This is a genomic window from uncultured Caulobacter sp., assembly GCF_937900395.1.
Classification (GTDB): domain Bacteria; phylum Pseudomonadota; class Alphaproteobacteria; order Caulobacterales; family Caulobacteraceae; genus Caulobacter.
Genome location: NZ_CALCDX010000100.1, coordinates 14,326 through 39,395, shown reverse-complemented (window position 1 = coordinate 39,395; position 25,070 = coordinate 14,326). Strand labels below are relative to the sequence as shown.

22 protein-coding genes and 1 pseudogene are annotated in these 25,070 nt (G+C 69.2%); 8 read left to right on the top strand and 15 right to left on the bottom strand.

From position 1 onward, the window contains the following. A partial coding sequence (locus Q0379_RS08770; RefSeq protein WP_299007190.1) for a methyl-accepting chemotaxis protein occupies nt 1-503 on the top strand: 503 nt, incomplete at its 5' end. A 30-nt stretch (nt 504-533) separates the two neighbouring features. Here Q0379_RS08770 and Q0379_RS08765 read toward each other — a convergent pair. Further along, on the bottom strand, nt 534-1,916 hold the full coding sequence (locus tag Q0379_RS08765) for a PLP-dependent aminotransferase family protein (protein WP_299007187.1): 1,383 nt from the start codon (nt 1,914-1,916) through the stop codon (nt 534-536). Nucleotides 1,917-2,023: 107 nt separating this feature from the next. On the opposite strand from Q0379_RS08765, the gene Q0379_RS08760 reads away from it, so the two are divergent. Further along, nucleotides 2,024-2,695: a LysE family translocator gene (locus Q0379_RS08760; RefSeq protein WP_299007185.1), complete on the top strand. Its 672-nt coding sequence runs from the start codon at nt 2,024-2,026 to the stop codon at nt 2,693-2,695. Nucleotides 2,696-2,770: 75 nt separating this feature from the next. Here the strand turns inward: Q0379_RS08760 and Q0379_RS08755 are convergent, their stop codons facing one another. Continuing rightward, entirely contained in the window at nt 2,771-5,698 is a 2,928-nt protein-coding gene (locus Q0379_RS08755; protein WP_299007183.1) for a TonB-dependent receptor, read from the bottom strand. A gap of 661 nt (nt 5,699-6,359) precedes the next feature. On the opposite strand from Q0379_RS08755, the gene nadA reads away from it, so the two are divergent. From nadA to nadC, 3 genes are all read left to right on the top strand, one after another. Further along, nucleotides 6,360-7,460, top strand: coding sequence for a quinolinate synthase NadA (nadA, locus tag Q0379_RS08750; protein ID WP_299007180.1), 1,101 nt, complete (start codon nt 6,360-6,362; stop codon nt 7,458-7,460). A 154-nt stretch (nt 7,461-7,614) separates the two neighbouring features. Next, nucleotides 7,615-9,129 (top strand): L-aspartate oxidase, encoded by a 1,515-nt coding sequence (locus tag Q0379_RS08745; protein WP_299007178.1) that lies wholly within the window; start codon nt 7,615-7,617, stop codon nt 9,127-9,129. Then, on the top strand, nt 9,126-9,974 hold the full coding sequence (gene nadC, locus Q0379_RS08740) for a carboxylating nicotinate-nucleotide diphosphorylase (RefSeq protein ID WP_299007176.1): 849 nt from the start codon (nt 9,126-9,128) through the stop codon (nt 9,972-9,974). The genes Q0379_RS08745 and nadC overlap by 4 nt, the downstream gene beginning before the upstream one ends. Before the next feature lie 160 nt (nt 9,975-10,134). Here nadC and Q0379_RS08735 read toward each other — a convergent pair whose 3' ends face one another. The 3 genes from Q0379_RS08735 to Q0379_RS08725 all read right to left on the bottom strand — a co-directional run bounded on the left by Q0379_RS08735 (nt 10,135) and on the right by Q0379_RS08725 (nt 12,221). After that, the gene (locus tag Q0379_RS08735) at nt 10,135-10,551 is read right to left on the bottom strand and encodes an MAPEG family protein (protein WP_299007174.1); all 417 of its coding nucleotides are present in this window, start codon (nt 10,549-10,551) and stop codon (nt 10,135-10,137) included. Nucleotides 10,552-10,633: 82 nt separating this feature from the next. Beyond that, nucleotides 10,634-11,485 (bottom strand): prephenate dehydratase, encoded by an 852-nt coding sequence (locus Q0379_RS08730; RefSeq protein WP_299007171.1) that lies wholly within the window; start codon nt 11,483-11,485, stop codon nt 10,634-10,636. Nucleotides 11,486-11,489: 4 nt separating this feature from the next. Beyond that, complete coding sequence (locus tag Q0379_RS08725; RefSeq protein ID WP_299007169.1) at nt 11,490-12,221, bottom strand: 3-deoxy-manno-octulosonate cytidylyltransferase; 732 nt, start codon at nt 12,219-12,221, stop codon at nt 11,490-11,492. Between the two features lie 158 nt (nt 12,222-12,379). Between Q0379_RS08725 and Q0379_RS08720 the strand changes: the two genes are divergently transcribed. Next, nucleotides 12,380-13,063, top strand: coding sequence for a cytochrome c family protein (locus tag Q0379_RS08720; RefSeq protein ID WP_299007167.1), 684 nt, complete (start codon nt 12,380-12,382; stop codon nt 13,061-13,063). 174 nt (nt 13,064-13,237) lie between these two features. Here the strand turns inward: Q0379_RS08720 and Q0379_RS08715 are convergent. The 3 genes and pseudogenes from Q0379_RS08715 to Q0379_RS08705 form a co-directional block, all read right to left on the bottom strand. Next, nucleotides 13,238-13,343 (bottom strand): annotated as a pseudogene (locus tag Q0379_RS08715) (hypothetical protein); the annotation flags it as partial. An 11-nt stretch (nt 13,344-13,354) separates the two neighbouring features. After that, nucleotides 13,355-14,191, bottom strand: a complete 837-nt coding sequence (locus Q0379_RS08710; protein WP_299007164.1) for an NlpC/P60 family protein — start codon at nt 14,189-14,191, stop codon at nt 13,355-13,357. Further along, nucleotides 14,188-15,597, bottom strand: coding sequence for a M17 family metallopeptidase (locus Q0379_RS08705; protein ID WP_299007162.1), 1,410 nt, complete (start codon nt 15,595-15,597; stop codon nt 14,188-14,190). The genes Q0379_RS08710 and Q0379_RS08705 overlap by 4 nt, the downstream gene beginning before the upstream one ends. An 88-nt stretch (nt 15,598-15,685) precedes the next feature. Between Q0379_RS08705 and Q0379_RS08700 the strand changes: the two genes are divergently transcribed. Together Q0379_RS08700 and Q0379_RS08695 are read left to right on the top strand one after the other, a co-directional pair. Continuing rightward, the gene (locus tag Q0379_RS08700; RefSeq protein ID WP_299007160.1) at nt 15,686-16,459 is read left to right on the top strand and encodes a tetratricopeptide repeat protein; all 774 of its coding nucleotides are present in this window, start codon (nt 15,686-15,688) and stop codon (nt 16,457-16,459) included. 90 nt (nt 16,460-16,549) lie between these two features. Then, nucleotides 16,550-16,816 carry a hypothetical protein gene (locus tag Q0379_RS08695; RefSeq protein ID WP_299007157.1) on the top strand — a complete coding sequence of 89 codons (267 nt, stop codon included), beginning with the start codon at nt 16,550-16,552 and terminating at the stop codon, nt 16,814-16,816. A 4-nt stretch (nt 16,817-16,820) separates the two neighbouring features. On the opposite strand, the gene Q0379_RS08690 is transcribed toward Q0379_RS08695, so the two are convergent. The 7 genes from Q0379_RS08690 to cpaB all read right to left on the bottom strand — a co-directional run bounded on the left by Q0379_RS08690 (nt 16,821) and on the right by cpaB (nt 25,039). Continuing rightward, nucleotides 16,821-17,804, bottom strand: coding sequence for a type II secretion system F family protein (locus tag Q0379_RS08690; protein WP_299007155.1), 984 nt, complete (start codon nt 17,802-17,804; stop codon nt 16,821-16,823). 177 nt (nt 17,805-17,981) lie between these two features. Continuing rightward, nucleotides 17,982-18,956: a type II secretion system F family protein gene (locus Q0379_RS08685; protein ID WP_299007153.1), complete on the bottom strand. Its 975-nt coding sequence runs from the start codon at nt 18,954-18,956 to the stop codon at nt 17,982-17,984. A gap of 3 nt (nt 18,957-18,959) precedes the next feature. After that, nucleotides 18,960-20,435 (bottom strand): CpaF family protein, encoded by a 1,476-nt coding sequence (locus tag Q0379_RS08680; protein WP_299007150.1) that lies wholly within the window; start codon nt 20,433-20,435, stop codon nt 18,960-18,962. Nucleotide 20,436: 1 nt separating this feature from the next. Beyond that, nucleotides 20,437-21,831 (bottom strand): CpaE family protein, encoded by a 1,395-nt coding sequence (locus Q0379_RS08675; RefSeq protein ID WP_299007148.1) that lies wholly within the window; start codon nt 21,829-21,831, stop codon nt 20,437-20,439. Further along, nucleotides 21,831-22,520, bottom strand: a complete 690-nt coding sequence (locus Q0379_RS08670; protein ID WP_299007145.1) for a CpaD family pilus assembly lipoprotein — start codon at nt 22,518-22,520, stop codon at nt 21,831-21,833. Before Q0379_RS08670 ends, Q0379_RS08675 begins: the two co-directional genes overlap by 1 nt. A gap of 6 nt (nt 22,521-22,526) precedes the next feature. After that, entirely contained in the window at nt 22,527-24,167 is a 1,641-nt protein-coding gene (locus tag Q0379_RS08665) for a type II and III secretion system protein family protein (protein ID WP_299007143.1), read from the bottom strand. Next, nucleotides 24,164-25,039, bottom strand: a complete 876-nt coding sequence (gene cpaB / locus Q0379_RS08660; RefSeq protein ID WP_299007140.1) for a Flp pilus assembly protein CpaB — start codon at nt 25,037-25,039, stop codon at nt 24,164-24,166. The genes Q0379_RS08665 and cpaB overlap by 4 nt, the downstream gene beginning before the upstream one ends. Nucleotides 25,040-25,070 lie beyond the last annotated feature (31 nt).

The window sequence follows — 25,070 nt, the reverse complement described above, 5'->3', positions numbered from 1 at the left end:
TCGACGAGATCGCCTTCCAGACCAACCTCCTGGCGCTGAACGCCGGGGTCGAGGCCGCCCGCGCCGGCGAGAGCGGCAAGGGCTTCGCCGTGGTCGCCCAGGAAGTGCGGGCCTTGGCCCAGCGTTCGGCCGAGGCGGCCAAGGAGATCAAGGTCCTGATCAGCGCGTCGTCGCGGCAGATCGACGAAGGGGTCACGCTGGTGCGCGAGATGGGCGACGCCATGCAGGACATCGTCGGAAAGGTGGACGAGATCGACGGGCTGATGGGCGGCATCGCCAGCCTCGCGGCGGACCAGTCGGAGGGCCTGGGGCAGATCAATATCGCCATGTCGCAGATCGACCAGAACACGCAACAGAACGCGGCGATGGTCGAGGAGGCGACCGCCGCCGTCCACTCGCTGAAGAACGAGACCAACCAGTTGGCGCGGCTGGTCGGCCAGTTCGACGTCGGCTCCGGATCGCTTGGCGCCGAGGAAGAAGAACCCCTCCGCGCCAGCGCCTGAGATGACGCCGCGGTCGCTGTCGGCCGCGGCTCAGATCACCGCGCGCGAGCGCTCGCCGACTTCGCTGGACAGCGCCCCGGCCACGATCTCGAGGCCCTGGCGAAGGACCTGACGGTCGGGCGCGGCGCCCAGGCAGACCCGGACGCCGGTGACGAGACCGGGCTCGACGATCGGCGCGTCAGGCGGCGTGACCTCCGCGCCGCCGCGCAGCGCGCGGCCCGCCAGGCGCTCGGCCTCCAGCTCGCTCATCGGCAGCCACACGTGCGGGGCGCAGTCCGATCGCGGCGGCTCGATCGCGCCGCCCAGGATCTCGCGGGCCAGGGCCAGCCGCGCGGCGGCCTCCTCGCGAACCTCGGCGACGATCTGGTCGGCCGCGCCGTCCTCGATCCACTGGGTCGCCACCAGCCCGCCAAAGCCGGACGGCGCGTAGGTCAGGGCCCGCACCGCATCCAGCACGTGCTCGAAGGCGGCCGGGGTCGGCGCGACGAGGAAGCCCGCCCGCAGGCCGGGGCCCAGCGTCTTCGACACGCCCGAGACATGGAAGGTCCGCTCCGGCGCCAGCAAGGCCAGAGGCGGCGGCGCGTCGGGCGCATAGGCGCCGTAGATGTCGTCCTCGATGATCGTCAGGTCCAGGCGGCGGGCCAGCGACGCGATCGCCTCGCGCCGCGAGACGCTCATGATCCGGCCCGTCGGGTTCTGCAGGGTCGGGATGACGGAGAGCACGCGCGCGCCGGTCGCCTTCGCGGCCGCCTCCAGAGCGTCGGGACGCAGCCCCTCCTCGTCCAGGGCCACGCCCTTCAGTCGCAGGCCCATGTGAGCCGCCAGCGCCTTGACGCCGTTATAGGTCGAGGCCTCGCACAGCACGGTGTCGCCGGGCCGAGCGACCGCGCCCATGGCCAGGGCCAGGCCCTGCTGGGCGCCGTTGCAGCAGACGAGGCGCGACCAGTCCGCGCCGTCGTAGCCGCCGAACCTCGCCAGCCATAGCGCCCCCGCGCGCCGCTGGGCCTCGTGCCCGGCCGCCGGCGCATAGGCCAGGTGCTCCAGCAAGTCCGCCCGTCGGCGCAGGCGCGCCAAGGCCTCGGCGATCCGGCTGGCGGCGGGCGCGGCCGGCGCGATGTTCTGAGCCAGGTTGATCGGCCCTTCGCGGACCGGCGCGCGGTGATCGGCGGGGGCGTTGACGAAGCTGCCGCGGCCGACATGGGCGCTGACCAGACCCGCCTTCTCGGCCTCGACATAGGCGCGGGTGACGGTGCCCAGCCCGATCCCGAGGCGATAGGCGAGATCGCGTTGCGGCGGCAGACGCGCCCCCGCCGCCAGTGCGCCCGCGGCGACATCGGCGCGCAGCGCCGCGACCAGCCGCTCATAGAGAGGGCCGTCGCCATCGGGAATGTTCGGCGTCCAGGGCGAAGCCACAACGATCTCCAGCTTTGTCACGGTGACAATATGCAGTTTGACTCACGATACAATCGAAATCATCACGGTGACATTCCGATCTCGCCAACCGAGACAAAGAGGCCGTGATGACCCCCGAACTGCTGCTCGCCTATGTCCTGTTCTGCTTCGCCACGGCGGGGACGCCGGGTCCGAACAACATGATGCTGCTGGCCTCGGGCGCGAACTTCGGCTTCCGCCGCACCGTGCTGCATATCCTGGGCATCAGCTGCGGCCTGGGCTTCATGGTGCTGTGCATGGGCTTTGGCTTGGGCGGCGTGTTCAAGGCCTTCCCCGTGCTGCACGAGATCCTGCGCTGGGTGGGGGCTGGCTACATGCTGTGGCTGGCCTGGAAGATCGGGACCTCGGACAAGGTCAGCGACCGCCAGGCCGCCAGCCGTCCGATGACCTTCCTGCAGGCCGCCGCGTTCCAGTGGGTCAACCCCAAGGCCTGGGCCATGGCCCTGGGCGCGGTGACGACCTACGCGCCCGAGGGGGGATCTTGGACGATCGTGCCATTGTTGGCTGGGACCTTCATGCTGGTCGGCGCGCCGTGCAGCGCCGCCTGGGCGGGCTTCGGGCGGGGGCTGAGACCCTTTCTGGATCGGCCGGCGATCCTGCGGACCTTCAACGTGACCATGGCCCTGCTGCTGGTGATCTCCCTGGTTCCGATGGTCCTCGACAACGGCAAGCCGCCGAACCTCGATACGCAGGACATGGTCATCCAGGCGCCCATCGTGGTGACGCCCTGGCGCGGCTGAAGCCGTTCGCCAAATAAAAAGGGCCGGCCCCTTTCGGAGCCGGCCCCTGCTGGAAGACCCGAAGGTCAGCCAGTCTTAGTAGGTGAAGCGCACGCCCATCTTGAACGTCCGGCCGATGGCGCCGGCGTAGTGGAACGTGGTCAGGAAGTTCGGGTTCGACGAGTACGAACCGGCCGCCAGCGGCGACTTCTGGTCGAACACGTTGCCGACGTTGCCGTAGATCTGGACCTGATCGTTGATCTGGGCCGTGGCGTTCAGGTCGGTGTAGATGAACTTCTTGATGTGGCAGAACTTCGGAGCGATCGCCTGGTTGTTGTTGGCGTAGGTGTTGCCAGCAACGCAGTCGGTCGTGCCGTAGTCGTCAGCCGCGACTTGCTTGATCTTGTTGACGAAGTAGGTCGTCGCCGAGACCGTGTAACGGCCGAACGCCAAGGTGTTCTGCCAGTTGCCGCGCCAGTCCGGCGTACCGTTGCCCGAAGACAGCTCGTACGGACCCAGGGTCCCGGCGTACTTCTGCACCTTACCATCGGCGGTGTGCAGGTCGTACTTCAGGACGTGGGTGACTTCGACGCGGCTGGTCCACTTCACGTCGTCCCAGACGTTGATGTTGGCCTGAGCCGAGAAGTCGACGCCCGAGGTCGTCGAGTAGTTGGCGTTTTCGAACGGCGCGTTGATGATCAGGACGCGCGGCAGAGCGTTCGGGAACAGCGGATCCGGCACGTCGACGACGTTACAGGAGTAGCCCGGACCCACGGCGGCCACCAGGGCGCAGCCTTCGGCTTGGGTCGCGCCCTTGAAGTAGGCGGCCTTGGCCTCGGCGACCTTCGAGCCGCTGACGATCAGGTTGTTCTTCTTGACGTTGTAGTAGTCGACCGTCATCGACAGCCAACGGGTCGGCTGCACGATCGTGCCCAGCGTGAAGCTGCGCGAGGTTTCCGGCTTCAGGTTCGGGTTACCGACCAGACCCGAGCCCAGCGAGTACGACAGGGCGTAGGGGTTGGTCGAACCGCCGTGGGCGGTGACGAACGAGGTCGGCGGCACGTAGGTCGCGAAACCGGCGTACTGCGAACGCGGACCCGATTCCGCGAAGGTCGGGGCGCGGAAACCTTCCGAGTACGTACCGCGGAAAGCCAGTTGCTTCATCGGCGTGTACTTGGCGCCGATCTTCGGCGAGAAGTGGCTGAAGCCTTCCGAGTAGTCGTCGTAACGACCCGAGACGTTGACTTCCAGGTCGCTGGTGATCGGCGCCTGGACTTCGAAGAACGCGGCCTTGACCGTGTGCTTGCCGAAGGCCGACGAGGTCGTCAGGCTGTAGGTGTCCAGACGGGCGTTCTGGTTGTTGTTTTCCAGAACCTCCTTACGGATCTGACCGCCGACGGCCAGCATCATGTCACCGGCCGGTAGGGTCCACAGCTTGTGGGTGACCGAGCCGTCCAACGACATCATCGACGAGTGCGAGTTCGTCACGACGTCCGGCGCGATCGCGTTGCGAACGGCGGCGGTGTTCTTCGACGGATCGACGAAGTTGTACGAGCCGGTGTTGATGGCGTTCATCAGGCCGGCGATGTTCAGGTAGCCGCGCTGGCGGATGCGCAGGTTGTCACGGGCGCCGACGGCGTCGATCTGCCAGTTCCAGCCATCGCCGAACTCACCCTTCAGACCGGCGGTGCCGCGGATGACTTCGTTGACGCGGTTGCTGCCGGCCGGGATGTCGCCGAACAGGTAGTACAGACGCGCCGCGCCGTTCGACGGATCGTTGGCGTAGGCGGCGGCGTACGGGTTGTTCGGGTTCAGCGTGCGGCCAGCCGTGGCGGGGTTGGCGCAGTTGACGCCCGTCGGGCAGACCCAGACCGGCAGGGTGATCTGCAGGGCCGAGAGGGCCGGAGCAGCGCCGAACGGCTGGGTGTTCTGGACGCCGCGCGGGGCGTTCTTGATGTCGACTTCGTTGCTCGAGTAGCTGCCCGTGACGTACGACTCGATGTTGTCGCTCAGGCGCATGCTCAGGCGGCCATTGAAGGCGTAGCGCTTTTGCAGCGGCTGGATCTGGTTGTAGGCGTCGACCAGGTTCCACTTACAGCCCGTGCCGTTCACGTTGGCGCTGACCTGCGTGAAGGTGCCGTTGGCGCAGTTCAGGTTCAGCGAGGTGTAGACCTTGGCCGGATCCAGGACCGTGCCCGTGCCCGTGCGCGGATCGTTCAGGTCGCGGACGCTGGTGCGATAGACGATCGCGTTCGGCGTCGAGACGGCCATGTTGTTGTCGGCCGAGTTGTTGTCCAAGCCGCCGATCGAGGTCAGGTCGCGGTTGTTGAACGGGAAGCCGCGGCTGTGCGTCGTGACGCGGTCGTCCTTCTGGTATTCGGCGTTGATGTAGAAGTTCCAGCCGGTCTCCTGGTAGTCGCCGTAGCCCAGGGTGATGTCGGCGCGGCGGTGTTCGGCGTCGCCGCGGTCGCTTTCGCCGGCTTCCAGGCTGCCGGCGACGCCGACGAAGGTCTTCTTCAGCTTCAGGTTCACGACGCCGCCGATGGCGTCAGCGCCGTACGACGACGAGGCGCCGTCCTTCAGGACTTCGATCCGGTCGATCAGGCTGAACGGGATGGTGTTCAGGTCGACATAGGCGTTGTGGCCGTCGTCGTTGATCGGGAAGTTGGTCGAGCGCAGGCCGTCGACCAGCACCAGGGTCGAGGACACGCCCAGGCCGCGCAGCGACACGGCCGAACCGCCGGCCGAGAAGCCGCTCTGGAAGCCGGTGCCGATCGAGCCGGCGCCGTCGGCCGAGATCGAACGGATGGCGTCCGAGGCCGTGGTGATGCCCGCGCGCTGCAGGGTTTCGTTGGTCAGCACGGTGACCGGCGACGGGGTCTCGGTGTCGGTGCGGCGGAACAGCGAACCGGTGACGACGATTTCCTCGACCTGCGTCTGGTCGGAAGCCGGGGCGGTTTGCGCGGCGGCTTGACCGGCGAACGCCGAAACGGCGGCGGTGCAGATCATGGAGGACGCCAGCAAGCGCCCTCTCACGGAGCTCATTTTCATTTTAGGACTCCCCTAAATATAACGGTGTGCGCCGAAAAGAAGCGCATCCCGAACCCCTCTCGAGTTCGAAGTCAGGGAGCTACGAAGCCATTCCGTGTCAGGTCAACGAACATTGCTGTCACAAAATAGACTCCAACACGACTGTCGCATTAAAGCCACATCATTACATTGCTGTAACGCTGTTACTTCTATGAATTATTCCAATATTTTTAGATGGCCTGCAAGATTAACCGCCTCACTAAGCCCCACCCACTTTCCGTCAATCGATAAGGCGCAAGCGAAATACGGAATGTACATTTAAAACTAAACACACATGCTCACAAATTAAGCTTCCGCATATCTAGTCTAGTGGCGGAAATTTTCCCGCGCGACGCCGACACGCGGGGATCATATCTCAAGCGGACTGGCGCCAAGGGCAAGCTTCGGCTCGCAATATATGGTATGCCGGCAAGACCCGCCGGAGGCGCCTGAAGCCGCTTATCGACGCCGTTTGCATTTGGCGCGTTAAGCGCTATATGTGACCTGTCAGTTATGCTCACTTTCAGCATAACCCCGACGTCGGAGCGGCGGAAAACGACGCCCGGCGTTTTTTGAGGCCCTGGAAATGCTCACTTTGAGCATAACGGAGGATCAGATGGCCGACGGGTTCGCCGCCCCCCAAGCGTTCAAGGGGGAGTTCACCGCGCAGATCGAAGCGCAGACCGCGCCCATCTGGGAGAAGGTCAAGCACCACGTCACGCCGCTGGAGTGGCGCTCGCAGGCCCCGCTGATCGTCGAGATCAACCGCCTGAAGCGCGAGAAGAACGCCGCGATCCTGGCCCACAACTACATGACGCCGGACATCTTCCACGGCGTCGGCGACTTCGTGGGCGACAGCCTGGCGCTGGCTAAAGAGGCGGCCAAGAGCGACGCCCAGATCATCGTCCAGGCGGGCGTGCACTTCATGGCCGAGACCAGCAAGGTCCTATCGCCTCAGAAGAAGATCCTGATCCCCGACCTGAAGGCCGGCTGCAGCCTCGCCTCCTCGATCACCGGCGCCGACGTGCGGCTGATCAAGCAGCGCTATCCAGGCGTGCCGGTGGTGACCTACGTCAACACCACCGCCGACGTGAAGGCCGAGACCGACATCTGCTGCACCAGCGCCAACGCCGTGCAGGTGGTCGAATGGGCGGCCAAGGAATGGGGGACCGACAAGGTCATCCTGATCCCCGACGAGTTCCTGGCCCGCAACGTCGCCCGCCAGACGGACGTCAAGATCATCGCCTGGGCCGGTCATTGCGAGGTGCACAAGCGCTTCACCGCCCAGGACATCGCCGACATGCGCGCGGCCTGGCCGGGCGCGGAAGTGCTGGCCCACCCCGAGTGCCCGGCCGAGATCCTGGAAGCGGCCGACTTCGCCGGCTCCACGGCGGCGATGAACGACTATGTCGCCGCCAAGAAGCCGGCCCAGGTGGTGCTGATCACCGAGTGCTCGATGGCCAGCAACGTCCAGGCCGAGAGCCCGGCCACCCAGTTCATCGGCCCGTGCAACATGTGCCCGCACATGAAGCGGATCACCCTGCAAAACATCTATGACTCGCTGGTCCACGAGCAGTTCGAGGTGACGGTCGACGCCGACATCCTCGACCGCGCGCGCCTGGCCGTGCAGCGGATGATCGACTTGCCGCCGCCGGTCGTTCCGGCGCGGTACGACCTGGTCAAGGCCCGCCATCACGTGGATGTCGAGCTGATCTAGCCCCCTTCCCTCTCGATGGGGGAAGGGTTGGGGATGGGGGTGACGCGGCCGATCCGCTTCACCGCCCTCTCCGGACTTTCTCGATGAGGCTGAGCCGCCGCGTTCACCCCATCCCCGGCCCTTCCCCATCAAGGGGAAGGGAGTGGAGCGCAGAATGACCACGCGTTTGGATTTCAACGGCCCCGTCATCCTCGGCGCCGGGCTGGCCGGTCTCTCGGCCGCCCTCGCGGCGAAGACCGCGCTTGTCCTGTCGCCGACGCCGCTGGCGACCGGCTGCTCCAGCGCCTGGGCGCAGGGCGGCATGGCCGCGGCGCTGTCGGGCGAGGACTCTCCTGAACTCCACGCCGCGGACACCATCGCCGCCGGCGCTGGGCTCTGCGACCCGCAAGCCGTCGACCTCTTGACCCGCGAAGGCCCGCAAGCCGTCCGCGACCTGGCCGGCCTGGGCGCGCCGTTTGATCGCAAGCCCGACAACGCCTTCGTGCTCAGCCTGGAAGCGGCCCACTCCAAGGCCCGCGTCGCCCGCGTCGGCGGCGACGGGGCCGGCGCGGCGATCATGGCCGCGGTCATCGCCACGGTGCGCGCCACGCCGACGATCGAGATCCGCGAGAACGCCCGCGCGCGTCGTCTGCTTCAGGACGCGACGGGCCGCGTGGTCGGCGTGGTGGCCGAGATCGACGGCGCCCTGGTCGAGATCCGGTCGACGGCGGTGATCCTCGCCACCGGCGGCGTCGGCGGCCTCTACGCCGTCACCACCACGCCCGCCGAAGTGCGCGGCGAGGGCCTGGGCCTGGCCGCCCTGGCCGGCGCGACGATCGCCGATCCGGAGTTCGTGCAGTTCCACCCCACGGCCATCGACATCGGCCGCGACCCCGCGCCCCTGGCCACCGAGGCCCTGCGCGGCGAAGGGGCGATCCTGCGCAATGCTGATGGCCGCGCCTTCATGGCCGACTACCACCCGGCCAAGGAGCTGGCGCCGCGCGACGTCGTCGCCCGCGCCCTCCACGCCGAGCGCGCCGCGGGCCGGGGCGCGTTCCTCGACGCCACGCAGGCCGTCGGCGACCACTTCCCGCACGAGTTCCCGGCGGTGTTCGAGGCCTGCCAAAGCGCAGGGATCGACCCGCGTCGCGAGATGATCCCCGTCGTTCCCGCCGTGCACTATCACATGGGCGGCGTCGCCACGGACCTCGATGGCCGCGCCAGCCTGCCAGGGCTCTACGCCGCCGGCGAGTGCGCCTCGACCGGCGTGCAGGGCGCCAATCGCCTGGCCTCCAACAGCCTGTTGGAAGCGGCCGTGTTCGGGGCGCGCGCCGGCCGCGCGGCGGCGACCGAAGCGACCCACGGCGGCGAGCCGGTGAGCCTGGCGCCCCTGCCCGACCTGCCCGACGCCGCCTTGCAGGTCCTGCGCAAGGCCATGAGCCGCGACGCGGGCGTGGTCCGCGACGCCGTCGGCCTGACCCGCCTGCTCGAACAGATCGAGGCCCTTGAGCCGGCTTACGGCCCCTGCCCCACGGTCGTCGCCGCGCGCCTGATCGTCGAGGCCGCCCTGACCCGCCAGGAAAGCCGGGGCGGCCATTACCGCGCGGACTTCCCGGCGACGGCCGAGCCCGTCCGCACCTTCGTGACCCTGGAGAGCGCGGACGCCGCCGTCCGCTACGCCGCCGAATGAGCATCGTTCCTCCCGACGACATTCTCGTCCGCCCGATCGTCGACCACGCCCTGGCCGAGGATCTGGGCCGCGCCGGCGACATCACCGGCCAGGCCTGCATCGATCCGGACGCCCGCCTGTCCGTGGTCTGGGCCAGCCGGCAGGATGGGCGGGTTTCCGGTCTTTCCTGCGCGCGCTTGGCTCTGGCCGCCCTGGACACGACCGCAAGCTTCGAGGTCGTCACGCCCGACGGCGCCGACGCCGCGCCGGGCGCGATTCTGGCCCGCGCCGAGGGAAACGCCCGCGCCGTGCTGGCCGCCGAGCGCACGGGCCTGAACCTCTTGGGCCGCCTGTCGGGCATCGCCACCCTGACGCGGTCTTACGTCCGCCTGGTCGAGGGTACGAGCGCGACCATCGTCGACACCCGCAAGACCACGCCAGGCTTGCGGGCGCTGGAGAAATACGCCGTCCGCTGCGGCGGCGGGGTCAACCACCGCTTTGGCCTGGATGACGCCATCCTGATCAAGGACAACCACGTCGCCGCCTGCGGCGGCGTCGGCGAAGCCGTCCGCCGCGCCCGCGCCCACGCCGGCCACCTCGTGAAGGTCGAGGTCGAGGTCGACGGCCTGGACCAGCTGGAAGAGGCCCTGAAGCACGGCCCCGACGTCGTCATGCTGGACAATTTCAGCCTCGACGACCTGAAGACCGCCGTGCGCCTCGCCAAGGGCCGCGCGGTGCTGGAGGCCTCGGGCGGCGTGAACCTGACGACCGTCCGGGCCATCGCCGAGACGGGCGTGGACGTGATCAGCGTCGGAGCCCTGACCCACTCCGCGCCGGTGCTGGATATCGGGCTGGACGCCGAGTAGCGGCAAAACGGGCTCCCTCTCTCTCTGAGAGAGGGTTGGGGTGAGAGGTTACGAGGTTCAACGGCGTGCCGGCTCGCCGGCCAGCGTCGAAACCTCTCACCCTCCCATCGCTTCGCGACGGGCCCTCCCTCTCTCTAAGAGAGAGGGGTTTGGCGGCTCGCTAGATCAGCCGCATCATCTCCCGCACGACCATCCCCGCCAGCACGCCGGTCGACACGGCGAAGACCAGGAAGCGGATGGCCACCAGGTTGATGCTGACCTGCACCAGGCTGTGCAGGACGCGCAGGCCGACATAGGCCCAGGCCAGGCGGACGGCCATGTCGTCGGCGTGACCGGCGACCTGGATAGCCAGCGCCGCCGCGTAGAAGATCGTCGGCTGCTCCATCAGGTGGTTGTAATTGTCGGCCGCCTGGCGCGCGGCGTCGGGCAGCTTGTCGAGCGAGCCCGGAAACCGGGCGTCCTGCGGCTTGATCCCCGCCTTCTGCATGGCCGGGATCCGCTGGACGTACATCCATAACCAGATCACCAGCGACCAGGCCACCAGCGCCATCACTGGCGCGATCATCGAACTCTGCATGGCTCCCTCCCCGGGATGTTGTTTTGCCGGGGAAGGAGACCAGAGAACGTCGTTATGGGGAATGGTGACGTTTGGGGAGGCTCTACGCCCCGCGATCCCGGAACGGGTCCGCCGGATAGACGCCCAGGATCTCGAACTTCTCCGAGAAGAACTTCAGCTCATCCAGGGCCAGCGCCAGGCTGCGATCCTCCGGCCGCCCGTCGACCTCGGCGTAGAAGAAGGTGGCCGTGAAGTTGCCGCCCTCCATGTAGCTTTCCAGCTTGGTCATGTTGACGCCGTTGGTCGCGAAGCCGCCCAGCGCCTTGTAGAGCGCGGCCGGCAGGTTGCGGACGCGGAACACGAAGCTGGTCACGCAGCGGTGGGTGAACGGCGGCGGCTCGGGGTTCTTGTCGGCCGTCATCACCAGGAAGCGGGTGGTGTTGTGGCGCTCGTCCTCGATGTCGCGGGCCAGGATGTCGAGGCCATAGATCTCGGCCGCCAGGGCCGGGGCGACCGCGCCGCGCGTCGGGTCGGGCTTGGCCGCCAGGTCCTTGGCCGCGCCGGCCGTGTCGCCGGCCGCCTCGGTGGCGACGCCCAACTTCTTCAGGCTATTGCGGCACTGGCTGAGCGCGATCGGCATCGAGGCCACGGTCTTGATGTCGGCCAGCTTGACGCCCTTGTTGGCCATCAGCTGGAAGCGGATCGGCTTGAAGCGCTCGCCGATGATCTTCAGGCCCGAGGCCGGCAGCAGGTGGTGCACGTCGGCGACCCGGCCGGCGATCGAGTTCTCGATCGGGATCATGCCCAGCGCCGCGACGCCGGTCTTGATCGCCTCGAAGGCCTCCTCGAAGGTCTTGCAGGGATAGGCCTCGTAGTCTGGGAAGTAGGTCCGGCACGCCTCGTGGCTGTTGGCGCCGGGTTCGCCCTGGAAGGCGATCTTCTTGAGGATGCTCATGGACTTACTTTCCGGCGGCCGCGCGGGCCGCCTCGAGGTCGGAGGGATTGTCGACTGAGATCGGGGCGGTCTTGGCGACCGCCGCGCGGATGGTCAGGCCCAGCTCCATGGCGCGCAGCTGCTCCAGTTTCTCGCGCTTTTCGAGGGGCGACGGGGCGGCGGCGTTGAAGGCTTCCAGCGCCTCGCGGCGATAGCCGTAGATGCCGATGTGGCGCCAGACGGGGCCGTCGCCATAGAGCGTCGAGCGGGTGAAATAGAGCGCCCGGCCGCTCTGGCCGTCCTCTTCCATGGCCAGGACGGCCTTGACCACGTCGGGGTTGCTGCGATCGGCGGGCGAGGCTTCGGGGGCCACGACGGTGGCGATGTCGGCGTCGCCAAATTCCTTAAGTATTCGCGCGCAATCCGACAGCACCGCCGGATCGACGAAGGGCATGTCGCCTTGTAGATTGATCACCACGTCGTGCGCGAACCCCGGATCGAGTTCGGCCAGGGCCGCCAGGATCCGGTCGGAGCCGGACGGCAGGTCGGGATCGGTCAGAATCGCCGTCCCGCCAGCCTTTTGAACCGCCTCGACGATTTCGGGATCGCCCGCCGCCACGGCCACGGGACCAATCGCCGCATCGCGCGCCTGGTTCAGCACCCGGACGATCATCGGAAGCCCGCCGATATCGGCCAGCGGCTTGCCCGGAAGGCGGGTCGCCGCCATCCGCGCGGGGATCAGGACGATAGGGTTCATGGCCTCAAATCTTTGCTGCCCGGTTGCGCGAGGGGCGGTAGCGTGTAAGAGACGCGAGCGCAACATGACGCGCGTCGGGGACTCGCTTGCGGCCTCTCGCGCGTCGGGGAATTCGAGCCCGCCATCGGGCGGGCTGGCAAGAGGCTGACAAGGCTGAGATGAGCGACCTGACGTTCAACAAGATCGCTGGCGGCGTGCTGCTGACCGGCCTCGTTATTTTCGGTCTGCGGGAAGCGTCGGACATCGTCTTCAAGAAGACTGAAGTCGAAAAGGCCGGCTACGAGATCGCGGTCCAGGAAGAGGGTCCGGGCGGCGCCGCCGCGGCCGAGGACACCCCGCCGGATTGGAACGCCGTGCTGACGCCGGCCAATGTGGCCGCGGGCCAGGCCGTGTCGGCCAAGTGCGCCGCCTGCCACAAGCTGGACGCGTCGAACGCCAACTCCACCGGCCCCGGCCTGTGGGACGTGGTGGGTCGCAAGCCGGCCGCGCACCCGGGCTTCAACTATTCGGGCGCGATGAAGGACTTCGCGGGCAAGCAGGCTATCTGGGACTACGACGCCCTGTACACCTTCCTGAAGGCGCCCGGTAAGGACGTCCCCGGCACCAACATGACCTTCGTGGGTCTGAAGAAGCCGGAAGATCGCATCGCGCTGATCGCCTACCTGCACAGCCTGGGCTCGACGCTGCCGGTTCCGCCGCCGCGTCCGGCCGCCGCCGCCGCTCCGGCCGCTGGCGCTCCGGCCGACGCCGCCGCCGCTCCGGCTGAAGGCGCCGCCCCGGCCGCTGGCGCTGCTCCGGCCGCTCCGGCCGCCGCCGCCCCGGCCGCCGCGCCGAAGGCCTGATCGCTTCGCGGCCATCCCGCCGCGCGATCACTGAATCAGGAAGGGCCGCGAAGTTTTCTTCGCGGCCCTTTTCCTATGGCCGAGCCAGGGATTTTCGCCCTGACCGACGCCCGCCACATGACCCCGCAGTCGATCGTCGACTGGCTGGCGCAGTGGCCGACGAAGTAGGTCTTCCTCTTCCCCCGTGAAACGGGGGAGGTGTCGCGGCGCGAAGCGACGTGACGGAGGGGGCGGCCCCCTCCACCGCTTCGCGGTCCCCCTCCCCCGTTTCACGGGGGAGGAAGAGAGCTCCTAAACTCGCCGATAGCCCAGCGGCGCGCCGACGCCGGCCGCCTCGATGCGAATGATCGCCTCGCTCAGCGGCTCGATCGCCACGGCCATGTGGTGGGCGTTGGCGTGGAGGATGGTGTCGCGGTCGAGCAGGATCGCCACGTGGCCCTTCCAGAAGACGAGGTCGCCGCGCCGGCGATCGGCCTCGGCGATCTCCGGGAAGAAGCCGCGCTGCATATCGGTGTCGCGCGGGCAGGCCCGGCCGCAGGCGTAGAGCGCCTGCTGGATCAGGCCCGAGCAGTCGAGACCCAGGCTCTCGCGACCGCCCCACTGATAGGGCGCGCCCAGGAACCGCTCGGCGATCGCGACATAGTCGGGTTCGAAGCGGCCGATCGGGGCCAGGTGATGCTCGACGAACCAGCCCGTTCGCGCGCCCTTCGCGAAGCGCCCTTCCCGCGCCTGGACCGTGACCAGGGCGTTCAGACTGTAGAGGCCGACGATGGCCGACTTGATGTCCGGCTCGGCGAAGGCGTAGGTCCGCAGGGCGCTGACCCGATGCTCGGGCGTCAGGACCGGCGCCGACAGGGCCTCGATCGGCACATAGCCGACATAGCGGTCGCGGCGCGCCTGGCCGAAGGCGAACGCGTCGGTCTCGAACAAGACGTCGAACGTCTCGCCGAACAGCACCTGGTCTTCCTGCTCGGCGTCCAGCGCGGCGGCCTTGCGCAAGCTGGCGGCCGGGGCGCTGACCTGCATGGGGGTCACGCCGGCGAAGCGGTCCGCGGCGACCAGGCCCTCCAGCCGGCGGTCCGCGAGGCCGTCGCGCAGCAATGTCAGGCGGCGATCACCGGAGCTCATCGGGCGAACCGCGCGCGCAGCATGGCGAAGGCGGCGCGGATCGCCTGAACCTCGGCCCCCACCGGATAGCCGGGCCGGCTCTTGGGGTTCCAGGCGAAGACGTCGAAGTGCGCCCAGGGGCCGATGTCGTCACCAGATGGGGCGAAGCGCTGCAGGAACAGGGCCGCCGTGGTGGCCCCCGCCTGGGCCCAGCCGTCCGGGTCGTTCTTCAGGTCGGCGATGTCGCTGTCGAGGGCGTCGCGATAGGCCTCGGTCAAAGGCAGCCGCCACAGCGGATCGGCCACGGCCTTGGACGCCGCCTCGATCTGGCCGGCCAGCTTGTCGTCGGGGGTCCAGAAGGGGATCACGAACGGCCCCATGGCGATGCGCGCCGCCCCTGTCAGGGTGGCGAAATCGAGGGTCAGGGCGGGCTTCAGCTCGGCCGCGCGGGTCAGGGCGTCGGCCAGGATCAGGCGGCCTTCCGCGTCGGTGTTGCCGACCTCGACGGTCAGGCCCGCGCGGGTCTGAAGCACGTCGCCCGGCCGCATGGCGTCGCCGCTGATGGCGTTCTCGACCACCGGCGTCAGGATGACGAGGCGCACCGGGAGATTAGCCTCCATGACCATCCGACCGAGCGCCAGGGCGTGGGCGGCGCCGCCCATGTCCTTCTTCATCAGCCGCATGCCGGCCGAGGGCTTGATGTCGAGGCCGCCGGTGTCGAACACCACGCCTTTGCCGACCAGGGCGAGCACCGGGTGCGAGGGATCCCCCCAGGTCACCTCGATCATCCGCGGCGCGCGCGAGGCCGCAGCGGCGCGGCCGACCGCGTGGACGGCCGGGTAGTTCTCCTTCAGCAGGTCGTCGCCGCGCACGACCGACAGGGTCGCGCCGTACTTCTGGGCGATCTCACCGGCGATCGTCTCGATCTGCAGCGGCCCCATGTCGTTGGCCGGGGTGTTGACCATGTCGCGGGCCAGGGCGCAGGCGTGGGCCATGGCGGTGACGGCGGCGGCGTCGACGCCCTTGGGCGCGACCAGGCGGGCGATCGGCTCGCCGTGCTTCTTGTAGCGGTCGAAGCGATAGGTCCCGAGCGCGAAGGCCAGGGCCGCCTGTTCGGGATCGAGACCCTTCGGCAGCTTCGAGAGCGCGTAGTCGCCGGCGGGCAGCTTGCCGGCCAGGGTGCGCAGCAGCGACGGATCGACGCGGCCGGCCCCCGTTCCCAGCAGGACCTGCTCGACCGCGCCGCTGGCGCCGGGGACGGCCAGCACCTGCCCCAACTTGCCGGTGAACTTGTTGGCCGCCGCGAAAGTCCTGACCGGCGCGCGTTTCCGGGCCAGGAAGGCCTCGACCTCGCCCTCCGCCAGCGGATGCACCGGAATAGCGCCGGTCTCGGCCTGGCTGAGGATCGGATGCGTCGCGTCGGACATCGGCGGCCTCTCGAAAAATTATGCTTAACGCTTCCTTTAAGCCCCCAGACCGATCATGGCCGGGCTCTTTTCCGGAGACGTCTCCTCCATGTGTCGCAAGCGCGCGCGCCTCGCAACCGTTCTCGCCCCCGCCGTCGTGGCGCTGGCGAGCCTTTGCGCGAACGGCGCGGCCCTGGCGGCCGACGCCCAGCAGCGCGCGGAGGTCCGCAGGCTGGACCCGCTGGCCCGCGCGGCCTTCTGGGGCTCGGAGTTCCAGGCCAACGCTGGCGACGCCGAAGCGGCCGCCGGCCTCGCCCAGGCGCTGCGGGGTTTGGGCCGTAACGACGAGGCCGCCGAGGTCGCGACCAAGGCGCTTGTCGCCCATCCCGACGACGCTCCCCTTCTGCTGGAACTGGCCCGCGCCCACATCGCGCGCGGCCAGGGCTTCTACGCCATCGAACCGGCGCGCAAGGCCGCCAGCCTGTCGCCCAGGGACTGGCGCCCGCTGACCCTGCTGGCCGTGGCCTACGAGCAGGCGCAGCGCGACGATGAGGCCGAGGCCGCTCACCGCCAAGCTTTAGCGCTGGCCCCGAACGAGGCGACGCCGCTGACCAACTACGCCATGCACCTGGCCGCCAAGGGCGACCTGGCCGGCGCGGAGGCCCAGCTTCGCCGCGCCGTCGCCCTGCCCTCGGGCGGCATCCAGGCCCGCCAGAACCTGGCCCTGGTGGTCGGGCTGCAAGGGCGCTTGCCGGAAGCCGAAAAACTGGCCCGCGCCGACCTGCCGCCCGAACAGGTCGCCAACAACCTGGCCTATCTACGCGCGGCCCTGGGGCAGGGCGGCGGCCGCACATGGGAGTCGCTGAAGGCGGGCGGCGGCTAGCTCCATCCAAGCTTGGCCTGCGGCAAATGGCCGGACTCCCGGCAGCGGAGATCGCGTGTATCAAGCGCGCCGCTCGCCTCAAGGACCGTCATGCGAAAGCTGCTCGCCCTGGTCGCCGCGCCGCTCGCGGTCGCGCCGGCCCTCTATCTGGCCTTCATCACCGGCACGGTCGTCGATCGGGGCTATGACTGGGGCGTGATGGACTGGAACAGCGACGGCCGCACCGAGCTGCACGAAGTCATCACCGCCACCGACGTCATCCCGCACGAGACGATCCGAGGCGGCCAGCGGTGCACCAGCTATTTCCACTATAGCCAGGCGACCCTGCTGCGGACCGACTGCGAGGTCGCGGTCTAGATCGTCAGTGCTTGGCGAAGACGTCCTGCACCTTGATGATCGCCGGGCCCAGGATGACGATGAACAGCACGGGCAGGAAGAACAGGATCATCGGCACGGTCAGCTTGGCCGGCAGGGCCGTGGCCTTCTTCTCGGCCGCCGACAGTCGCAGCTCGCGGTTCTCCTTGGCCATCACCCGCAGCGCCGCGCCCAGCGGCGTGCCGTAGCGCTCGGCCTGGATCATGGCCGTGGCGACTGACTTCACCCCGGGATGGTTGGTGCGGCGGGCGAGGTTCTCGTAGGCCTGACGGCGTTCGGGCAGGTAGGACAGCTCGGCGGTCAGCAGGCTGAGCTCCTCGGCCAGCTCCATCGACTGGGCGCCGACCTCCGAGCCGACCTTCTGGATCGCGGCCTCGACCGACATGCCGCTCTCGACGCAGATCAGCAGCAGGTCCAGCGCGTCTGGAAAGGCCGCCACGATCGACTCGCGGCGCTTCTGGGCGATGTTGGTGATATAGACGTTGGGGGCGTAGTAGCCGAAGGCCAGGGCGGCGACGCAGGCGCACAGCTTCTGGATCGGCAGCAGGCCGAAGTCATTGACGCCATAGAGATAGGCCGCCACCACCGCGGCGAACACGAACGGCGCCACGAAGCGGAAGAAGTAGAAGGTCGTCACCGGCCGGGGGCCTCTGAAGCCCGCCTGCGCCAGCTTGTCGACGACCTTTGGGTCCTCCAGCAGGCGCGACAGCTGCAGTCGGTCGACGACCTTCTTGTAGAGCCCTTCGTCCTGGTGGCGCAGGGTTCCGCCCGCTCCGTGCCGCTGGGCCAGGGCCTCGCGCGAACGGCGGCGCAGCTCCTCGCGGCGGTTGGCCACCGACTTCAATCGCCCTTCCAACCCGTTATCGCGCATCAGCGGCGAAGCCAGGGTGAGGATCGTGGCGAAGACCACGACGGCGATGAACGCGGTCAGGAGGTTCGAGGGATCGGTCAGGGTCTCGACGAGCGTCATGTCCCGCCCTCCCCAAGTCCGATTTCCCCGGCGAATGCCGGGGCCCAGATCGAAGCCACGAGAGCCCCAAGGTTCAACACAGCGTGAGGGGGCGAACACCCCAGCCGCTCCGGATGAATCTGGGCCCCGGCATTCGCCGGGGAGGTCGGGAGTATTGGTTGCTTCACCGATCCCCCCTCAGAACTTGAAGTTGATCATCTTGCGCATCACGAAGACGCCAATGCTCATCCAGATCGCCGCCGCCAGCAGCATCAGGTGGCCGCGCGGGTCGGTGAACATCGGCCGCATATAGGCTGGCGAGGTTACGCTGATCAGCAGCACCACGCCTGGCGGCAGGCAGCCGATGATCATGGCCGAAGCGATGGCCTCGGCCGACAGCGCCTTGATCTTCTCCTTCATCATCTTGCGCGCGCGCAGCACGGTCGAGAGGTTGCCCAGCGCCTCGGCCAGGTTGCCGCCGGTCTTCTGCTGGATGGCCAGCACGATGGCGAAGAAGCGCAGCTCGTTGGTCGGCATCCGCTCGTGCATCTTCTCCAGGGCGGCGTCCAGCGGCACGCCCATGGCGACGTTCTCGGTCAGCATGCGAAACTCGCCGGCCAGCGGCTCGGGGCTCTCCTGGCCGATGATCCGCAGGCAGTCGTGCAGCGGCAGGCCCGACTTGATGCCGCGCACGATGATGTCGATGGCGTCCGAGAAGGCCTCGGTGAACTTGCGGATGCGCCCCTGGGCCAGGACCGCCAGCACCCAGCGCGGCAGGCCCAGGCCCGCCGCGAAGCCAGCGCCGAGCGCGATCCACAGGCTCTGCCCCAGGACCAGGACGATCAGGATGACGACGGCGGCCAGACCCAGGCTGACCAGCCAGAACAGGCGCACGTTCGCGCCCAGCCCCGCCGCCTGCATCCGCGCGGCGATGCTGAGCGTCGCCTTCTTCTGCTTGCGCTCCTGCTCCTTCAGCGCCTTCAGGATCGTCTGGCGGCGCACGTCGGTCGGGTTGGCGGCGGGCTTGGCCCTGGCTTGGCGCTCGGCGCTCCCCGAGCCGATCATCTGCGCGCGCTTGGAGGCCTTGGTCGCCTGGCTGTCGCCGCCGACGAACGCGAAGCCCAGGCCGGCGATGGTGATAAAGCCCAGGACCCCGGCCAGGATGAACAGCATCGCCTACTCCGCCGCGTCGAGGGCTTCGGCCAGCTCGCGCTCGAGGCCGTAATAGCGGGCGCGGTCCCAGAACTTGGGGCGGGCGATGCCGGTCGAGCGGTGACGGCCCAGCACGCGGCCGTGCTCGTCCTCGCCGGTGATGTCATAGACGAAGAGGTCCTGGGTCACGACCACGTCGCCCTCCAGCCCGACCACCTCGGTGATGTGGGTGATGCGGCGGCTGCCGTCCCGCAGGCGGGCGGCCTGGATGATCACGTCGACCGAGCCGACGATCATCTCCTTGATGGTCTTGGACGGCAGGCCATAGCCGCCCATGGTGATCATGCTCTCGACGCGGCTCAGCGCCTCGCGCGGGCTGTTGGCGTGCAGCGTGCCCATCGAACCGTCGTGGCCGGTGTTCATCGCCTGCAAAAGGTCGAAGGCCTCCGGCCCGCGCACTTCGCCGACGATGATCCGCTCGGGCCGCATGCGCAGGCAGTTGCGGACCAGGTCGCGCATCGTCACCGCACCCTGCCCCTCCAGGTTCGGCGGTCGCGTCTCCAGGCGCACCACGTGCGGCTGCTGCAGCTGCAGCTCCGCCGCGTCCTCGCAGGTCACGACCCGCTCGGTGGGGTCGATAAAGGCGGTCATGGTGTTGAGCAGGGTGGTTTTGCCCGAGCCGGTGCCGCCGGAGATGATCACGTTGCAGCGGCAGGCGCCGATCACCCCCAGCACCCGCGCGCCTTCCGGGCTGATGGAGGCGTACTCCACCAGGTCCTTCATGGTCAGCTTGTCCCGCCGGAACTTGCGGATGGTCAGGGTCGGGCCGTCGAGGGCCAGCGGCGGGGCGATGACGTTGACGCGGCTGCCGTCGGGCAGGCGGGCGTCGCAGATCGGGCTGCTCTCGTCGACGCGGCGGCCGACCTGGCTGACGATCCGCTGGCAGATGTTCATCAGCTGCTGGTTGTCGCGGAAGCGGACATTGGTCAGCTGGACCTTGCCGCCGACCTCGATGAACACTCGGTGCGCGCCATTGACCATGATGTCGGCGATGTCGTCGCGGGCCAGCAAGGGTTCCAGCGGACCATAGCCAAGGACGTCGTTGGTGATGTCCTGGACCAGGGCCTCCTGCTCGGACACCGACATCGAGACGTTCTTGATCGCCACCAGCTCGGCGACGATGTCGCGGATCTCCTCGGCGGCCTGGCGCTGGTCCAGCTGGGCCAGCTGCGACAGGTCGATGGTGTTGAGCAGGGCGTTGAAGATCGTCGTCTTGGTGACGTGGTAGTAGTCGCTCTGCTCGCGGACGACCGGGGCGGCCAGCGGCGCGGTCTGGCTGGCCAAGGCGCGCGGCGGCGGCCCGGTCACCTTGGGCGGCGGCGCGACTGGCGCGGGCGCTTCCGGCTCGAGGCGACGCGGGCGCGTGGCGATCGTCGCGCCTTCCGCCGGAGCGGGCGGCGGCGCCTTCTGTTCGGCGGACGGGGCGCGCTTGCCGAACATCTCAGGTCTTCTTGAACAGCGCCGACAGCAGCGAGGCCTTCGGGGTCGTCGGCGGCTCGCGGCGGCTGATCAGCCTTGCCAGCTGCTCGATCCCCTCGGCGGCCTTGGAGCGCGGCGCGATCTCGGCCAGCATCTGGCCGTTGTTGGCCGCCAGGCCGTAGGGCTTGGGATCGAACGGCAGCACCAGCGAGGGCTGCAAGCCCAGGGCGTCGCCGAAGTCCTTCACCGGGATCTCAGGCCGGCCGGGCACGCCGACCTGGTTCAGGACAAGGCGCGGCGGGGCGTCGTTCGGGCGGGCGGCGCGCACCAGGTCGATGATGTTCTTGGCGTTACGCAAGGAGGCTAGGTCCGGCGTCGCCACGACCACCAGCTCATCGGAGCCCAGCAGCACCCGGCGGGTCCAGGCGCTCCAGACGTGCGGCAGGTCCAGAACCACATAGGGCGCGGCGGCGCGGATGCGGTGAGTGACCTCGTCGAAGGCGTCGGCCCCGATCTCGTAGTCGTCGTCGAGGGTGGCGGGCGCGGCGAACAACGACAGGCGATCGCCGCAGCGGACCATCATCCGGTCCATCAGCACCGGGTCCAGGCGGTCGGGCTGGCTCAGCGCGTCGAACACGCCCTGCACCGGGTCCTGGTTGAAGTCGAGGCCGGCGGTGCCGAAGGCGAGATCCAGGTCGGCCAGCACGGTCGCCGTCTGCAGCCGCTCGGACATCGTCCAGGCGAAGTTGTGCGCCAGGGTCGAGGCGCCGACACCGCCCTTGGCCCCGACGAACGCCACTTGGCGGCCGACGAACGGCGCGGCGGGATCGGCATAGAGGTCGGCGATCGCGCGGATCACCGACAGGGCCGACAGCGGCGGGGTCAGGTACTCGCTGACGCCCCGCCGCATCAGCTCGCGATAGAGGGCGATGTCGTTGGCCTGGCCGATCACCACCACCTTGGTCCCGGCGTCGCAGACCTGGGCCAGAGCGTCCAGGCGGTGCAGCAGGCGCTGGGCGTCGTCCAGGCACTCGACCAGCACCAGCGAAGGCGTCGGCTGTTCCTGGTAGTGGTCGACGGCGGCGGCCAGACCGCCCATCCGGACCACGGTGGTCGCGCGCGCCATCCGCCTGTCCTTGGCGGCCTGCTCCAGCACGCCCGCGGTCTCGGTGCGGGCGCAGAAGGCGTGGACGGTCACGCGCGGGATCACCGCGTCAGCCGTTCCGGCGTCGGGGATCAGCGACGGGGCGGCGTCGCTCGTCGCGGACGGGCGCGGCGCCAAGGGGTCCTCGAACCCGCCCAGGGTCGGCTCCAACGCCGGCAGCGCCGAGGCGCGCCAGGGATCGGACGCGCCCGTCGTGAAGCTCTCGGCGTCCTCGAGCCCCAGGTTGAAAGGATCGTTGTCGGCCGGCGCCATCAGGGGATCGCCTTGGACAACGTGCCGCTGGCCTGGTCGTCGCGCGCCGCGCTCGTGGTCTGGCCGCGCCGATACTTGCCCAGCACGGTGTCGCGGCGGCCCGCGTCGGGCGCGGTCATGTCGCGCGGCCGAACCAGGTCCTCGGGGTTGGCGACCTGAGCGGCCATGTTGGCGGCGACCGCGCAGCCGAAATTCTCATGGGCCTTGTTGTCGCGCGTGGCGGCGAGGTTCTCCCAGCCCTGGCCGCACTTGGGAATCTGGGCCTCGTAGCGCACGAAGCCGACGCGCAGGACGGCCTCGCGAGCCGCCGCCGGATCGGCGCCGACGATGCGGACCTGGGCGGCCGGCGCGCCGAGGAAGATCAGGCGCTCGCGCACCTGGACGGCCATGGCCCCGGCGTCGCTGGGCGCGGTGACGACAAGCTCCCGCCCCTCTTCTTGCAGCCAGCGTCCGACCAGCGCCTGCAGGGCCGCGCGCTGGTTGTCCGATAGTCCCGTGGCGTGGACCGCCAGCACGATCTCGTCGGGCGTCGGCGTCACCTTGACCCGCTCGGCCCAAACCTGCGTCTCGGTCGCGGCCATCGGTTGCGGGCTGGGAGCCGGCGCGGCGGCGCACGCGGAGAGGCTCGCCGCCGCGGCGAGCCAGAGGCCGGTCTCCAGGAGGGTCTTGAGAGAAGCGCTACGCGTCATGGCGGCCTACTCGATCACATAGCCCACGGGGCCCTGATACGCGCGCCCCGCGTTGGCGCCCGGCGGCGCCTTGACGACCTGATTCAGCCGGCCCAGCAGCACCGCGCCCATGTCCCCGGCCACACTCAAGCCGTCGGCTGGGGTCTGCAGGGTCTTCGGCTTGGTCGGGTCGACGATGTACGGCGTGACGATGATGACGAGCTCGGTCTCGCCGTTCAGGAAGTCACGCGAACGGAACAGAGACCCCAGGATCGGCATGCTGGTCATGCCCGGCAGGGAGTCGATGGCCTGGCGCGTTGTCTGCTGCAGCAGGCCGGCGATCATCAGCGAGCCGCCGGACGGCAGCTCGACGGTGGTCTCGGCGCGGCGAACCGAAAGGCCGGGCACGGTCAGCGAGCGCGACGCCGTCCCGTTGCTGAGCGTGAAGGCGCCCAGGCTGGAGAGCTCCGAGACTTCGGTGGACAGCTTCAGCGAAATCCGGGCGCCCGACATCACGACGGGCGTGTAGCCCAGACCAACCCCGTACGGCTTGAACTCGATCGAGATCCTGCCGGTGTTGTCGCTGCCGGTCGGCACCGGGAACTCGCCGCCGACCAGGAACCGGCCGGCCTCGCCCGAAACCGCCGTCAGGTTCGGCTCCGCCAGGGTGCGGACCAGGCCCACGCGCTCGAAGGCGGCCAGGCAGGCGTTCAGCGTGTTGCCGGTGGCGGTCGACCAAGCGCTGGAGGCGGCGCTCGTCAGGGCGTCCGTCACCGCGCTGGAGGTCCCGTTGCCGGGAACGCCGGTCGAAGCGTTGGTCGAGGTCTGGCTGGAGCTGTTGCTGCTGGTGCTGAGGCTGTTCTTGCGAAGATTGTCGCGGCCATAGCAGGCGCCGCCCCCGCCCAGCAGAGCGCCGTTGACGCCGAACGTGTTCTCGCGCCCCAGGGTGTAGGACTTGAAGCCGTCGTTGAGCAGGTTGTCCGTCGAGACGCCCAGCTGCTTGATGACGTTGCGTTGAACCTCGACGATGCGGACCTGCAGCATCACCTGGTCCTTGCCCGCGATGCTCAGCATGTTGAGCACCTTGTCCGGGCCGCCGACATACTGGGCGGCGATGCGGGCGGCGGACTCGGACTGGGCGGCCGTGCGGACCACGCCGCTCAGCACCACGCTGTCGCGGATCGGTCGAACCTCGATCTTCGCCTCGGGCAATACCCGGTTTAGCGTGTCGGCCAGCTGGTCGACGGGCTGGGCGACCTTGATGGACAGCGACAGGATCCGGCGGCCGGCGTCGTCGAAGAAGGCCGCGTCGGTGACGCCCTCGGCCAGGCCGACGATATAGACGCGCCGGCGGTCGCGCAGCACCGCGTCGGCGACGGTGGGGCTGGTGACCAGGAGGTCGCGGACGTCGGATGGCAGCTCGACGATCGCGGACTTGCCCTTGGCGAGCTCCAGGGTCGCGGCGGTCTGGTCGGCCGTCAGCACGACGCGCGCGACCTGTCCGTTCATGGACGCGGGAGCGGCCGCGGGCGCGACCGGACGCGACGCCGCGCGTGGCGCCGTCTGATAGACATGCGTGCCGGGCGCGGGCCCGTCGCCGAAGACGGGCGTCGCGGTGCTCATGCCCAGCAGGGCGGCGATATGGATGGTCAGCAGCGGGCGGCTCACGGTCGCACCGCCATGATGGTGGTCTGGCCGCCGCGATTGATCCGCACGGCGGCGGCCTCGGCCGGCGCGGCCACGCCGCCGGACGGCGCGCCGGCGTCGGTATAGGCGCGCAGGGCCAGGGTGACCGGGCCGCCGGCCTTGGCGGCCGCCAAGGCTTCAGCCTCGGCCCCGCCGACCTCCAGCGTGGCGGTCGTGGCGACCATGGTCTTGGCGTCCTTGTCGGCGGTGGTCTTTTGATCCAGCGCCAGGACGCGGACGTTGCGCATCACCGTCTCGCCGACGATGACCCGCCCGCCGCCCGCCGGCATCGGCGCATCTCGCGTCGCGATCACATCGACCCGATCGCCGGGCAGGATGAACCCGCCGGCGGTGGTGTCGGCCGAGACCGGCACCGCCACGGCCCGCTTGCCCGGGGTGAGCACGACCGAAAGATAGCCGCCCTCCCCGCCCCGCACGATCTTGCGCGCGGTGATCGGTTCGCCAGCCAGGATGGGATCGCGGACAATGGCGCCGTCCAGCGCCCTGGCGGGATCGCCGCCAATGATCTGACCGGTCACGGCGGCCTTGGCCTGCGCGACAGCGCCCTCGGCCATGCCGCCGCTCGGGGCCGCGCCGTTGGTGATGAAGGCCGCATTGACGGAGTCGGAGGGCCAGGCCTGCCAGCCGATATCGGCTTCGCCCAGACGCGCGCCGACGGCGAGGTCGTGCTTGGCCACCAGCACCTGAGTCATCGGCTTGGCCGGCGCCGCCGCGGGCGCGGCGATGGCGCTGGGCTTTTCAGCCTTGCCGCCCAGGGCGCGCTGCAGCACCACGGCCATGCAGATTGCCGACACGGCGGCGATCAGGACGATCAGGAGGCGGACGGGGCTCATGCGCGGGCGGAACTCGTGCGGTCACTCTGGA